Source organism: Streptomyces sp., assembly GCF_019510245.1.
GTDB lineage: Bacteria > Actinomycetota > Actinomycetes > Streptomycetales > Streptomycetaceae > Streptomyces.
The window spans coordinates 21,797-34,286 of record NZ_JAEKKT010000209.1; the positions used below are offsets into that span (position 1 = coordinate 21,797).

The 12,490-nt window shown below is 69.1% G+C and carries 13 protein-coding genes and 1 pseudogene; 13 read left to right on the forward strand and 1 reads right to left on the reverse strand.

The window, feature by feature from the left end; translation table 11 throughout:
* Positions 1 to 22 precede the first annotated feature (22 nt).
* Genes JF597_RS42250 through JF597_RS42275 form a run of 6 tightly spaced genes read left to right on the forward strand, consistent with a single transcriptional unit; the run spans position 23 to position 4,460 of the window.
* Complete coding sequence (locus tag JF597_RS42250; protein ID WP_294009240.1) at positions 23 to 262, forward strand: MbtH family protein; 240 nt, start codon at positions 23 to 25, stop codon at positions 260 to 262.
* Positions 249 to 1,166 (forward strand): 3-hydroxyacyl-CoA dehydrogenase family protein, encoded by a 918-nt coding sequence (locus JF597_RS42255; protein WP_294009242.1) that lies wholly within the window; start codon positions 249 to 251, stop codon positions 1,164 to 1,166. The genes JF597_RS42250 and JF597_RS42255 overlap by 14 nt, the downstream gene beginning before the upstream one ends.
* Entirely contained in the window at positions 1,163 to 1,432 is a 270-nt protein-coding gene (locus JF597_RS42260) for an acyl carrier protein (protein ID WP_294009244.1), read from the forward strand. Before JF597_RS42255 ends, JF597_RS42260 begins: the two co-directional genes overlap by 4 nt.
* Positions 1,429 to 2,475, forward strand: a complete 1,047-nt coding sequence (locus tag JF597_RS42265; RefSeq protein ID WP_294009247.1) for an acyl-CoA dehydrogenase family protein — start codon at positions 1,429 to 1,431, stop codon at positions 2,473 to 2,475. Before JF597_RS42260 ends, JF597_RS42265 begins: the two co-directional genes overlap by 4 nt.
* Entirely contained in the window at positions 2,472 to 3,434 is a 963-nt protein-coding gene (locus JF597_RS42270; protein ID WP_294009249.1) for a hypothetical protein, read from the forward strand. The genes JF597_RS42265 and JF597_RS42270 overlap by 4 nt, the downstream gene beginning before the upstream one ends.
* Positions 3,435 to 3,440: 6 nt before the next feature.
* Positions 3,441 to 4,460 (forward strand): HAD family hydrolase, encoded by a 1,020-nt coding sequence (locus JF597_RS42275; RefSeq protein ID WP_294009296.1) that lies wholly within the window; start codon positions 3,441 to 3,443, stop codon positions 4,458 to 4,460.
* Between the two features lie 10 nt (positions 4,461 to 4,470).
* Here the strand turns inward: JF597_RS42275 and JF597_RS42280 are convergent, their stop codons facing one another.
* Positions 4,471 to 4,701, reverse strand: coding sequence for a phosphopantetheine-binding protein (locus JF597_RS42280; RefSeq protein WP_294009251.1), 231 nt, complete (start codon positions 4,699 to 4,701; stop codon positions 4,471 to 4,473).
* Positions 4,702 to 4,780: 79 nt separating this feature from the next.
* On the opposite strand from JF597_RS42280, the gene JF597_RS42285 reads away from it, so the two are divergent.
* The 7 genes and pseudogenes from JF597_RS42285 (at position 4,781) to JF597_RS42310 (ending at position 12,319) form a co-directional block, all read left to right on the forward strand.
* On the forward strand, positions 4,781 to 6,016 hold the full coding sequence (locus JF597_RS42285) for a condensation domain-containing protein (RefSeq protein WP_294009253.1): 1,236 nt from the start codon (positions 4,781 to 4,783) through the stop codon (positions 6,014 to 6,016).
* Entirely contained in the window at positions 6,013 to 7,686 is a 1,674-nt protein-coding gene (locus tag JF597_RS42290) for a condensation domain-containing protein (protein WP_294009255.1), read from the forward strand. The genes JF597_RS42285 and JF597_RS42290 overlap by 4 nt, the downstream gene beginning before the upstream one ends.
* Positions 7,673 to 9,016: a non-ribosomal peptide synthetase gene (locus JF597_RS42295; protein WP_294009257.1), complete on the forward strand. Its 1,344-nt coding sequence runs from the start codon at positions 7,673 to 7,675 to the stop codon at positions 9,014 to 9,016. The genes JF597_RS42290 and JF597_RS42295 overlap by 14 nt, the downstream gene beginning before the upstream one ends.
* Entirely contained in the window at positions 9,013 to 9,576 is a 564-nt protein-coding gene (locus JF597_RS42300; protein ID WP_294009259.1) for a hypothetical protein, read from the forward strand. The genes JF597_RS42295 and JF597_RS42300 overlap by 4 nt, the downstream gene beginning before the upstream one ends.
* Complete coding sequence (locus JF597_RS42305) at positions 9,573 to 10,406, forward strand: TauD/TfdA family dioxygenase (protein ID WP_294009261.1); 834 nt, start codon at positions 9,573 to 9,575, stop codon at positions 10,404 to 10,406. The genes JF597_RS42300 and JF597_RS42305 overlap by 4 nt, the downstream gene beginning before the upstream one ends.
* Positions 10,407 to 10,628: 222 nt before the next feature.
* A pseudogene (locus JF597_RS55795) lies at positions 10,629 to 10,955 on the forward strand (transposase); the annotation flags it as partial.
* A gap of 260 nt (positions 10,956 to 11,215) precedes the next feature.
* A complete protein-coding gene (locus JF597_RS42310) occupies positions 11,216 to 12,319 on the forward strand; it encodes a class I SAM-dependent methyltransferase (RefSeq protein WP_294009263.1) in 1,104 nt (367 codons plus the stop codon).
* Positions 12,320 to 12,490: the final 171 nt, after the last annotated feature.

A 12,490-nucleotide genomic window follows, 5' to 3' on the forward strand; every position in this document is an offset into this window, starting at 1 on the left:
CCGACAACGAAGGGATCGGAAGATGTCACCCATGTCCGACACGCCGTTCCTGGTCGTGATCAACGACGAGGAGCAGTACTCGATCTGGCCGGACGATGGCCGCGCTGTGCCGGCCGGCTGGCAACCCACCGGCTACTCGGGCGCCAGGCAGCAGTGCCTGGACCACATCGACGACGTCTGGACCGACATCCGGCCGCTGAGCGTCCGGCGGCGGATCGACCAGGCGCGGGCCGGCCGAGACGCCGCGCATGCCGGCGACTGACGCGGACGTCGTCGGCGTGGTCGGGGCCGGCCAGATCGGGCGCAGCGTCGCCCACGCGTTCGCCGAGCGTTCGCCGGTCGTGCTCGTCGACCGGGATCCGGCCGCGGTCGACGACGCGATCGCCGCGATCCGCCGGGCACACATGGGCCGAGTGCTGCGAGGGGCCACGACGGTGAGTCTGGACACGGTCATGGGAAACCTCCGGTGCGCGACCGGGATCAGGGAGCTGGGCAAGGCGACCCTGATGATCGAGAACATCACCGAGTCGCCCGACGACAAACTCGAACTGCACCGCGAGCTGCATCGCGTCGCGGCCGCGGAGGCAGTGATCGCGGCCAATACCTCGGCGGTGCCTCTCGCCTTCCTCGCCGGGGCCCACGGGGATCGGACCGACCGGCTGCTGGGGCTGCACTTCATGATGCCGGTAGTCGAGATCCGCTGTCTGGAGCTGATCCGGCATCCCGCCACGAGCCCGGCCGCGCTGACGGCGACCAGGGATGTGCTCGAACGGCACGGGCTGAGCGCGGTCGAGGTCGGCGACGCTCCGGGTTTCGTCTCCAATCGCCTCCTGATGCTGCTGGTGAATGAGGCCGCGGCGGTGGTCCGGGAAGGCGTGGCCGGTGCGCGGGAGGTCGACGCCGTGCTGCAGGGCTGCTTCGGCCACCGTCTCGGGCCGCTGGCCACGGCGGATCTGATCGGGCTGGACACCGTCGTCCGCTCGCTCCAGGTGCTCCAACGGTTCGGCGACCCCGTGAAATACGCCCCCGACGCGGCGCTGCTCGACCTCGTGGCAGCCGGCCGTCTCGGTCGCAAGTCCGGCATCGGCTTCTTCGCCTACGGTGCCGGAGCGTCGCCCCCGACCACACACCGATCCGAGTCGGACCAGGGAGCACACAGCAGATGACTGATACAGCCGAGACATCGACGGCTGCGGGACGCGAGACAGCGCTCGTCCGGTCGTTCGTCCACGCGCGCACGGGCGAGGAGTGCCTGGACGACGACGACGACTTCTTCGAGCTCGGCGCCGTCAGCTCGCTGTTCGCGATGGAGCTCATCACGTTCCTGGAACGTGAGTTTTCCCTCACGATCGACGTCGACGACCTGGTCGCGGACAACTTCCGGTCGATCAGCGCCTGCGCGGCGTTCGTGGGGCGGAGACGCCGGCCGTGAGGCGGGAACCGCCGGAGGTCGCCGAACTCGGCGGCAAGCGGCTGCTGGCCCCGATGATCCCACCCCGCTACGGCGGCCTGGGCTGGACCCACGCGCAATTGGGCGACCTGTGCTGCGACCTCGGCTCGGTCGACAGCGCGCTGCGGGCCGCGGTGACGGTGCAGAGCATGACCGCCGCAGCCGTCGTCCGTTGGGGTTCGGCCGGGCTCCGGGACCGGGTGCTGCCGGGGTTGTCTGACGGGTCGCTGCTGGCCGGCTTCTGTCTGACCGAACCGGAGGCCGGCAGTGACGCCGCTTCCGTCCGCTCACAGGCCACCGCGCGGACCGGATCGTGGCTGCTCGACGGAGCCAAGGTGTGGGTGACCGGCGGGCGATGGGCCGACGTGCTGCTCGTGATCGCCGCTACGGCCGAAGGCCCGTTGGCCCTTCTGGTCGAGGCGGGCGGCGACGGCGTCCGGCGCGAACCGGTCGAAGACTCCCTGGCCATGCCCGGCGCCGGACTGGCCGACATCGCCTTCGACCGGGTAGAGGTGCCCGCCGACGCGGTCGTCGGACGACCGGGGATGGGCTTGAGCCACGTCGCCGGGGTCGCCCTGGCCAACGGCCGGCTCACCGTGGCCGCCGGGTGCGCGGGGCTGGCCCGGACGTGCCGGGATCACGCGGTGGCCCACGCCCGGTCGCGACGCCAGGACAGCCGGCCCATCGGCGACCACCAGCTCGTCCGCCGACTGCTCGCCCGGGCCGGCGTCGCCTCGAATTCGGCCGACCTGGTGTACCGGTGGGCCGCAGCCGGGCTCGACGAGCGCGCCGACGACGCCGGTCACCGGGCAATCCTGGCCAAGTACACAGCCGCGCGGGCCGCCGACGAGGCCGCCGACTGCGCCACCCAGGTGTTGGGGTCGGCCGCGTTCCGAGCCGGCCATCCCGTCACGGCCCTCGTGGCGGACGCACGGGTCATGCGGATCATCGAGGGAACCGATGAGATCTGCGAGTCGGTGATCGGCGAGACGCTGCTCAGAAGCAGAGGAGACAGTGGCCGATGACCTCCATCGCGGGCATCGAGTTCGTGGCGCCGCCCCGGCGGCTGAGCCTGGCCGACGTGCTGGCCGTGCTGGATCCGGCCGACGCCGCCCAGGCGTCCCGGCTCGGCGTGGCCGAACTCCACGTCGCCGACGGTCTGGCCGGCCACGTCCTGGCCGCGCGTGCGGCACGGGCCGCCCTCGCCCGGGGCGGTGTGCCGCCGGAGGACGTGGACGTCCTGGTAACGGTTCCGGACCGGGTGCCGACGGCGTTCATGCAGTCCGAGACGACCAGGTTGCAGGCCGCCATCGGTGCCGGGAACGCGCTGGCCGTGTCCGTGGGCGATCTCGGCTGCGCGTCCGGCACCTCGGCGCTGCTGGTGCTCGACGCGCTGCTCGCGCGCGAACCGAGCCGTGGCGTCGGCCTGATCGCGTTCGCGGCGACCGCGCCGACGCCCTATCGCTACCGCAGGCCCGTCGCCCTCAACGGAGACGGGGCGACGGCGGTTCTGGTGAAGCCGGGTGGTCCAGGGCTGATGCTGTTGGACGTCGTACAGGCCACCGACGGGGACTACTGGGACCTCTTCTCGGTCGAGTATCGGAAATCCCCTCCCGAGCTGTGGCGTGAAGTCTGCCGTGACGAGAAGCAGTACTCCCACACCCTCGGCATGAAGAGCATCGGCATGGTCCGGAAGCTCGCCGCCGATCTCCTCGACCGCAACGGAGTGACCATGCGGCAAGTCACCCATGTGGTCATGCAGAACCTGTCGACGTCCTCGATCGAGTTCTACGGCCAGGCCCTGGACCATCCGGTCAGCCCGGTCTGCGCGGCGAACCTGTCTGCCTACGGCCACCTGGGCCCGCTGGACGTGTTCGTGAACCTGCGATCGCTGGACGGGCTCTGCGAGGTCGGCGACCTGGTGCTCGCCCTCAACAACAGCCCGGTCGCGGCGTGGAGCGTCGCATTGTTCAAGAAGGTGTGATTGTCGGTGCGCATCATCAAATGCGTGGTCTGGGATCTGGACCGGACCCTGTGGCACGGCGTCGCGGCCGAGTCGGACGACGTCGGCCTCAACCCCGGCGTCCGTGCGGCTGTGACCGCCCTCGACGCGGCGGGGGTGCTGCAATCGGTGGCGAGCCGCGGCGACGAGGAGCTCGCGCTGGCGGCGCTGGGCAGGCTCGGCATGGCCGACTACCTGCTGTTCCCTCAGATCAACTGGGGTGACAAGGACAAGAGCCTGATTCGCATCGCCGAGAAGCTGAACCTCGGCCTGGACTCCCTGGTCCTGGTGGACGACGACCCCTACGAGCGGGGCCAGGTCGCCGCCGCGTTGCCGCAGGTCGAGACCATCGCACCGGACGAGCTGGGGGCGTTGGTGGCAAAGGTGGGCCGTCAGCCGACGACGCCGGAAGCCGGGAATCGGCGCGCGCTGTATCAGGTCGAGCACTCGCGTTCGGAGGCCGAGCGGCGGTCCGGGCTCTCGCCCCAGGCGTGGGCCGATCAGCTCGGGTTGGAATTCACGGTGCGACAGCTGCGGTCCGAGGACCTGGAGCGGGCCCGCGAGCTGACTGTGCGAACACATCAACTCAACACCACCGGCATCACCTACAGTGCCGGCGAGCTGCGCCGACTTCGCGGCGATCCGGACCACCTGGTGCTGGCGGCGTCCCTTCGAGACCGGTTCGGCGACTACGGCACCATCGGGCTCGCCGTAGTGCAGACAACCTCGGACGTCTGGATCCTGACCTTGCTGTTGACGTCCTGCAGGGTGGTGTCACGGGGTGCGGGATCCCTGCTGCTCGGCGACGTCCAGCGCCGGGCTGCCGCCGCCGGTGCGAGGTTGGAGGCCGAGATGGTTCCCACCGAGCGCAACCGCATGATGACCGTGGCTTTGCGGCTGGCGGGATTCCAGACGTCGACCGACCGGCGCCACGGGCACCTCGTCCTGCTGGCACCCGCGACGCCGCCACAGCCGCCCCGTCACGTCACGGTGCGGAGCGAGCCATGAGTCCGCTCATTCAGAGCCGTGCGAGCAGAACGGCGTACTCAGCGGCGCTCGGCGCGTTGAAGACGGTCCGCACCGACAGCGTGGGGCGGCCCAGTTCCATCCGCAGAATGGCCACCAGCTGGGTGGCCAGCAGCGAATCGCCGCCGTTCTCGAAGAAGTCGGCATCCCCGGTCAGATCAGGGCGATTGAGAACGCTGCGCCACAGCGGCAGCAGGCGGCCTTCGAGACCGTCATCCACCATGAGTCCCTCCCTCAGTCAGAGCAATGATTGTCGCATATTCAGTCCTCATTGGGTAGGGTTTATCATGATAGATCCTTTTTTGGCGACCCTCGCTCAGGCCGCCCTCTGGATCGGGGAGCAGAAGCCGCGAACGAGTGCGGGGCGCAACATCTGTACCGTCCTCGACGTCGACGGTGCCGTCGGCGCCGGGCGGGTGATCAAGGCATGTGCGCACTTCACCGCTTCGACACCTGCCTCGAGGCTGCGGTTCGGCATCGACCGGACGGGACGTGTGGTGCAGTGGCTCGACGAAACCCCTCCTGAAGTGACCGTGCTGGCTCCGTGCGCGGATCCGGCGTCGGATCCTCAGGTGACCGCTGCCGTGCATGCGGCCGCCGCCAGGGATTTCGAACTGGACGGCGGGCCGTTGGCGCGCTTCGTCGTCGCGCCGGGGCAGGCGCGCCATCGCGTGGCGCTCGTCGTGCACCACCTCACCGGGGACGGGGCGTGCCAGCCGTCCGTCGTTCGCAGGCTGGCCGCCGCGATCATGGGCGACTGTCCCGAGGAGCCCGAAGCGGCGTACCGGGCCCTGGTCGAGACAGTTCGCGCCGTGGAGTCGCACGGCATGGCCGAACACAGCCGGTTCTGGGACCTGTGGCTCGAGAACTGCCACAGTCGTGGGCTGTTCGACCGGGCAGCCGACCCCGGGCCGCGCCGGCCGGCCGAGGCCGCCGGCGGCGTGCGCTTCCAGGTGAGAGTGCCGACCCGCGGCCGAGCAGCTTCGAGTGGCAGCCTGTTCTCGGCCGCCGTGCGGCATAGCGCGCGAACGCTGCGGGAGGCCGGCTGGGACGATCCGTTCCTCGCTGTCGCGACGTCGACCCGGCCGCCGGAAGGCGGACCGGACGAGCCCGTCATGGGCTGTTTCGTGAACCAGGTCCCGCTAGCGGTCACCCCTGACGCCGACGAGGAGGTCTGGCGCGAAGGCCTCCGGCATCGGGCGTTCCCCTATGCCCGCCTGGTATCGCTCGCCAGGGCTCGGGCGGATCGGCCGGAGCTGCAACTCGACCGGGTGCTGCTGACCTATCGGCGGGTTCATCCCCGGATGTGCTGGGCCGCGGAGGACGGCACCGGCTTCCAGGGTCACCTGGGCTGGCCCTATCCGGGCAGTCCCAGCGATTTCACCGTCCGGGTCTTCGATTTCGGAACCGGCCTCGACGTGCAGGTGGTTCTCGGCGAACGTGCCGTCGGGCGCTATGAGGGCTCGGCCATCGTCGCCGGGCTGGCCGAAGGGCTGCGCACCTCGGCCGCCGAGTCGGGAAGGAGGGCGGCCGTATGAGGATCCAGCCGGTCACCCGCGCCCAGGCCCGCTTGCTTCTCCGACACGCGGTGGACCCCGCGCACACCGCCCGGATGACGATAGCCTGCGGCTGGGAGTTCCGCCGTACGGCTTTCGACGTGAGCGTGCTCGCCGCGGCGTTGCGCCAGACGGTCGGCCGTCACGACGTGTTGCGTGCGACGTTCGCTGTCGAGCCCGAGCCGCACGCCATCGTCCATGACGAACTGGACGTGACACCGGAGGTGCGCGCGTTCGGCACACGAGACGAGGCGTCGGCGTGGATCGCCGACTGTGCCGATCAATCCTTCGACATCGCCACGGCCCCATTGATGCGTTGTCACGTCGCAGTCGCGGGCGATACCGTGATGCTCGCTGTCGTCACGCACCACCTGCTCTGCGACGGGCGGGCGTTCGAGATCCTCATCGACGAACTCGGCACGGTCGACACCGATCAGGATCACCCGGCGTCACAGTTCTACGACATCGCCCGAGCCGAGGCGTCCGCGCTGGCGGATCCCGTCGCGGCCGCGTACGTCCGGCGCAGGCAGGCCGAATTGGCTGGGCTGGAACCGCTCGACCTCCCGATCGACTTCCCCCGGCCGATGCAGCCCAGCGGCTACGGCGCGGTGGGCCGGACCCGCTTGCCCGACGTGGTCGGCGACCGGCTCGGCGAACTGGCCCGCACCGGTTTGACGCCGGTCGTGGTCGGCCTCGCCGTGTTCGGCGTTCTCCTTGCCCGCTACACCGGGAGCACGGACATCGCCGTCGGCGTTCCGGTTGCGAACCGGTCGTGGCCTGGCAGCTGGGATGCCGTCGGATACCTGGCCAACACGGCGGTGGTGCGGCTGCACATCGATGAGGCGAAGAGCTTCGAGACGCTGGTCCGGCGGTGTCGTTCCCAGGTCCTGGACACGATCGACTACAGCCATGTCCCTCTCGACGAGGTGGTCGCCGCAGTGCGTCCGGACCGGTCCGGAGGCATCAATCCGCTGTACCAGGTGACCTTCGCTGGTAACACGCTGAAGCCTGCGCTCATTGCCGGAGCGCTCGGCACGCCGCTCCGCCTCGATCGCGACATCCAGGTCCTCGACATCTCAGTGACTCTGGTGAGGGCCGAGTCTGGTTACGAAGTGGTGTGGAACTACGACACCGACCTCTTCGAGGCGGGCACCGCCGACGCCATGGTACGGACCTACAGCACGCTGTTGGAGCAGCTCACCGCAGCACCGTACGCTGCTGTGCGGTCTGCGTCCGGTGTGCATCCCCACGACGCGGCCATGCTCGCGACATGGAGCGGTTTCGACCGTTTGGCGGCACCGACGACCACGACAGTCGTGCAGGACTTCCGCCGAGCCGCGTCCGAACGCCCGAACGCCACGGCGATCGTCGAGGGTGAACTGCGGCTGACCTATGCCGAGCTGGACCGGTGGTCCGACGCGGTGGCGTCGACTCTGGCCGAGCGCGGGGTGGGGCCGGGGGACATCGTCGGTGTCGGCGAGTCGCGCTCACACCGGTTTCCCGTCGCAGCGCTGGGCGTCATGAAGTCCGGTGCGGCGTATCTTCCCTTGGACCCGGCATATCCCGCAGCCCTTCTCCACCTGATGGTGCGTGATGCCGGGGCGCGATGCGGGCAGCACGGGGACCCCCAAAGGCGTCATGATCTCGCATGACGCACTCGCCTCCGCACTCGCCATGTGGCGGGACCATTACAGCCTGCCGGGTGGCGGCGGCCGCTATCCCATGGTGTCGAGCAGTTCCTTCGACCAGTCCGTCGGCGAGTTGACGCGGGCTCTGACCCATGGCGGTGAGCTTCACATCTGCTCGCGGGAAGTGCTCAGAGATCCGGATTCGCTGGTGGAGTTCCTACGTCATGCGAATCCCGTCATGCTTGACTGCGTACCCGCAGTCCTCCGGATGGCGGCCGACTCGGAGCGCTTCGACGACGGCCGGAGCGCTATGTCCGCCAGGGTCATGAGCGCGATGTCCACCAGGGTCCTGACTCTGGGCGGAGAACGCTGGTCGCGGACGGAGGCGCGGCGTTTCCTGCGCGGCCTCAGGGGCTCGATGCTCTCCAATGTCTACGGCCTGACCGAATGCACCGTCGACAGTGTCGGCTGGCGCGTCGATCCGGACCATGCCGGGCTCGGCATGCCGATCGGAACACCGCTGTCGAACTCCACGGTCTACGTGCTCGGAGAGGACGGTCGCCCGCTGCCGCCCGGGGCGGTCGGCGAGCTCTTCCTCGGGGGGCGGTCGTTGGCTTGGGGCTACCTGAACCGCCCGGCTCTCACCGCCGAGCGTTTCGTCCCCGATCCCCACGGAGCTCCTGGCGGGCGTCTCTACCGGACCGGTGATCGGGCGCGATTCCGGGCGGACGGGAACCTGGAATTCCTCGGCCGAGCCGACCGGCAGGTCAAGATCCGCGGCTTCCGGGTGGAGATCGCCGAGGTCCAGGCAGCGGTCGGCGAGTGCGGGGGCGTCGAGGCCGTGCACGTCGTCGTCGCCGCCGGACCGCATGGCAGCTCCGTGCTCGTCGCGTACGTCGTCGCCGAGGGCGACGTCGACATGTCTCCCGCGAGGAACCGGCTGCCCGCGCACATGGTGCCGACCCGCGTGGTGCGGGTCGACCGGCTTCCTCGGCTGGCCAACGGGAAAATAGACGAGACGGCGTTGCCGCCGTACGGGAAGGATGGGGCCGCGGCCGACTCCGCGGCGGCGAGTATCGCCGATTCCCTGGAGCTCCAGATCGCGCAGGCGTGGTCGGCGGTCCTGGGGCTGCCGGTCGACGAGCACGGTGCCGATTTCTTCCACGACCTGGGCGGCACCTCGCTGCTCGCGGTCCAGGCGGTCACCGAGGTGCGTCGGGTGACCGGCCGTCATGTGCCGTTTGCGGCGTTGTTCGACCACCCCTGCCTCGACGTGTTCACAGCAGCCTGCCGGACAGCCCCGGCCATGGCCTCATCGGCTCCCCGTCAGCCTGACCAAGGAGGACCGCGATGACCAGCGCGATGATCGAGGCTCTGATCGACGGCGCGAGCCCGGAGCAGCTTCGAGGGCTTCGGCAGCCGACCGAGTACACGGCGGCGTACCTTCGGGTCCAGGACGCGTCGATGTCCACCGGTGTCGTCGACGAAGACGTGCGCAAGTCTCTGCGCTTCGGAACCGTGCCCATGCTGGAACCGTTGCCGGACGAGGTCGTCGTGGCCGTGACGGCCGGCTCCCGTTTCGGCCGCCAGGGCGGGTGGGCCGCGCGCCACGATCTGCCATACCACATCGTCGGCTCGGACGCGGCGGAGGTCGCCGTCGAGATCGGCAAGCAGCTCGGGGCGATCGTGCGCCGCCGGGCCGGGCGCGATCCCGACGTCGTCTTCGAGTACACGGGCCGGGCGACGTTCAGAGTCTCCGTCGTGGATACCCGGGGCGGCGTCGTCGTCAACTGCGGGTCCAGCACCGGCTATCGGCACGAGTCCGACACGTGGTCGTTCAAGGCCGGGCGGGTGGCGCCGACGATCTGCGAGGTCTTCCGGCTGACGGAGACGCCGGGAACGGACAAGCGATGACGGCCTTCACGGACAGCGACTACTTTCGGATCGAGCCCTGCGGACCGGTCATCGGCGCGGAGATATCCGGGATCGATCTGCGCAACCTGCCGACCGGGCCGGTGTTGGGCGACCTGAAGCGGGCGTTCCTCGACTGGAAGGTGCTCTTTTTCCGCGGACTCGATCCGACGTCGAAGGAACACCTCGACTTCGCACGGCTGTGGGGGGAGCCGATCGACTTCCCGACAGCTGAGAAGGCCGACCTTCCCGAGGTGATCGTGATCGCCCACGGTCCCGACTCGCCGGCCTCGGAGAACGTATGGCACAGCGATGTCACGTACCTGCAGACGCCCTCCACCGCCTCAATCCTTCGAGCCGTCGACCTGCCGCCGCTGGGCGGAGACACATTGTGGTCCGACATGGCGGCGGCCTACGACGGGCTGCCGGACGACGTCAAGGAACGCGTCGAGAACCTCACCGCGGTTCACGACTTCCTGACTCGCCATGCCGGGCGTGACTCGGTCAGACGGTCGGAACTGAGCCGCGATCTGTTTCCGCAGTCTGACCATCCGGTTGTCCTCGTCCACCCGGAGACGGGCCGCCGCATCATCTACGTGAACCGGGTGTACACCCGCGAGATCCTCGGCCTTACCGCCTCTGAGAATGAAGAGTTGCTGGAGTTGCTGTGCTCACAGGCGAGCCGGCCGGAGTATCAGTGCCGGTTCCGTTGGACGCCTGGCGCGATCGCCGTCTGGGACAACAGGTCGACACAGCACTATGCAGTCGCAGACTATTCGCCGCATCGCCGGGTCATGGAACGGGTGACGATCGCAGGGGTGCCGAAGCGATGACTGCGGAGTCGTACCACCGGCGGCCGGGCGGGTCGCGGCCGTGCACCGTCTGTTCGTCGGAGGCGGACTCGTCGCGTTGCCGACGGCGATCTCCCTGGCGGTACCCACGATTCGGCACAGCCGGGTATCACAACTCCCCGGACAAGGTCCCCGCCGGCCCGGCTCCGACCGACTACTTTCCCCGCCTGCTCGTGGTGGTGCCCGTCATCCTGCCAGCGTGCCATGCCGCCGGGGCTGCCCTGCGGCGCCTCGGCCAGCCGAACGTCATCTCTGGCATCCTGCTCGGACCGACCCTCTTCGGCTGCTGTGGCCGTCCGCGTTCCGCCGGCTGTCGCCGCATACGACGGCCTCGACCAGGAGAGGAGGCACCGCATCGAGAACCTCACCGCGATCCACGACGCCCTCGCGCGCCATGCCGGACGTCGGACGCTCCAGTCCGACGCCGTCAACCTGCTGGAGCGCTTGCGCGACCGGGCCGGGCAATACCTGCTGTTCACCGAAGACCTGCACGTGGCCCCGACGAACAACGTGGCCGAACGCGACCAGCGGCCGGTGAAGACCTGGATCAGAATCTCCGGCAGCCACGCCTGGCGAAGCCGGCGCCGCGAACTGGCTGACCGTGCGCTCCTCCGTGTCCAGCGCGGTCAAGCAGGGCATGGGGGCCTTCGAGGCGATCTACCGCGCCATGACCGGCAACCTGTGGATGCCACCGATCGCCCTCGAAGGCTGACACCGCCGCCACCGCAGAGATGAATGCTTACCCTGAGCCGGAGGACGATCCGACTCTTTCCTCTCGAAGAGATTGGAACATGGAGATGATCGAGCGAGTTCCTTACGAGTGCCGGCAGGGTGACATAGCGATCGCCATCGACCCCGACCCCGGCTACGGCGAACGCCCGGACCTGTGGCCCTCGGTAGGCGAGTACCCCGTGTACGACCCCTTCCTTTATGCCTCGATGAGCACGGATGCAGTGCGAAACAACGCCTTCCGGCAGGCTCTGCGCACCATGGTCGAGGGCCGCCGAGTGGTCGACATCGGCACCGGTCAAAACCTCCAGTGGGCCGTGGAGGCCGCCGCGCTCGGCGCGAAGCGAGTGGTCGCCATTGAAGCGATCCGGCGCAGCCACGACGCAGCCGCGGCACGACTGTCCGGCCGGCCGGAGAAGGCCGTCATCGACCTCCGCTTCGGCTCGTCATATGACATCGACCTCGATGCACCGGCAGAGGTGTGCGTCGCCGAGCTCATCGGTTCAATAGCCAGCGCGGAGGGGATGCTGGCGGCGATGGCCGACGCGCGTGCCCGGCTGCTCACACCGGACGCGCTGGTCGTACCGGCATCGTGCGAAACCCTTGTCGGCGCGGTGTCACTCCGATCGATGTTCCCGGAAGGCCTGGCATTCAGCGCCGAGTCGCTGCCCTACCTCACGGACATCTTCACTTTGAACGGCGGACCCTTCGACATCCGCCTGGCTGTCGCCAACCCAGATCCCGCTTCGGTGTCCTCGACCTCAGGCGTCGTGGAGAGGCTCCGTTTCGACGGCTGCGAGGCCCTCGAAGCCACGGCCCGCGTCGAACTCGACATCCATCGCGAAGGACCAGTGGACGGACTCCTGTGCTGGATAAGACTCGACGCGGGCGCCGGCGCGCCAGTCGTCGACTCACTGCTGGAACACACAAGCTGGATCCCGGGATACCTCCCCGTCTTCGACACTCCAGCAGCAGCCCGCGTCGGCGACGTGCTCACGGTCGAATTCGAACGCCGGACCGGCGCGGACGGGATCCATCCCGACTACACCGTGCGGGCCGCATTGCGAACCGCGAACGGATCGATTGCCGGTACCTCCTTCTCCCCCTACGGCGGGCAATATTTGGGACTGTCGGCTGTCCACCGTGAGTTGTTCGCACCGGAGTGACCTGATCTCCGATACCGAAGGTCCCTGGCGGCGCACCCGTAGCAGCATCCTGGCAACACAGCTACCTGGGATGTTGTGTTCCCGAGGTGCGCTGGGCGACCCGGGATCGGTTCCGCAGAACCCTCAAGACGCCCGCGCCAGATCCGTCCGATGCGTCTCCGCGCTCTGCGA

What these genes read in the sequence shown, in the direction of transcription:
- JF597_RS42250 (WP_294009240.1), top strand. Translation starts at nt 23, where the DNA reads ATGTCACCCATGTCCGACACGCCGTTCCTGGTCGTGATCAACGACGAG.
- JF597_RS42255 (WP_294009242.1), top strand. Translation starts at nt 249, where the DNA reads ATGCCGGCGACTGACGCGGACGTCGTCGGCGTGGTCGGGGCCGGCCAG.
- JF597_RS42260 (WP_294009244.1), top strand. Translation starts at nt 1,163, where the DNA reads ATGACTGATACAGCCGAGACATCGACGGCTGCGGGACGCGAGACAGCG.
- JF597_RS42270 (WP_294009249.1), top strand. Translation starts at nt 2,472, where the DNA reads ATGACCTCCATCGCGGGCATCGAGTTCGTGGCGCCGCCCCGGCGGCTG.
- JF597_RS42280 (WP_294009251.1), bottom strand. Translation starts at nt 4,701, where the DNA reads ATGGTGGATGACGGTCTCGAAGGCCGCCTGCTGCCGCTGTGGCGCAGC.
- JF597_RS42290 (WP_294009255.1), top strand. Translation starts at nt 6,013, where the DNA reads ATGAGGATCCAGCCGGTCACCCGCGCCCAGGCCCGCTTGCTTCTCCGA.
- JF597_RS42295 (WP_294009257.1), top strand. Translation starts at nt 7,673, where the DNA reads ATGATCTCGCATGACGCACTCGCCTCCGCACTCGCCATGTGGCGGGAC.
- JF597_RS42300 (WP_294009259.1), top strand. Translation starts at nt 9,013, where the DNA reads ATGACCAGCGCGATGATCGAGGCTCTGATCGACGGCGCGAGCCCGGAG.
- JF597_RS42305 (WP_294009261.1), top strand. Translation starts at nt 9,573, where the DNA reads ATGACGGCCTTCACGGACAGCGACTACTTTCGGATCGAGCCCTGCGGA.
- JF597_RS42310 (WP_294009263.1), top strand. Translation starts at nt 11,216, where the DNA reads ATGGAGATGATCGAGCGAGTTCCTTACGAGTGCCGGCAGGGTGACATA.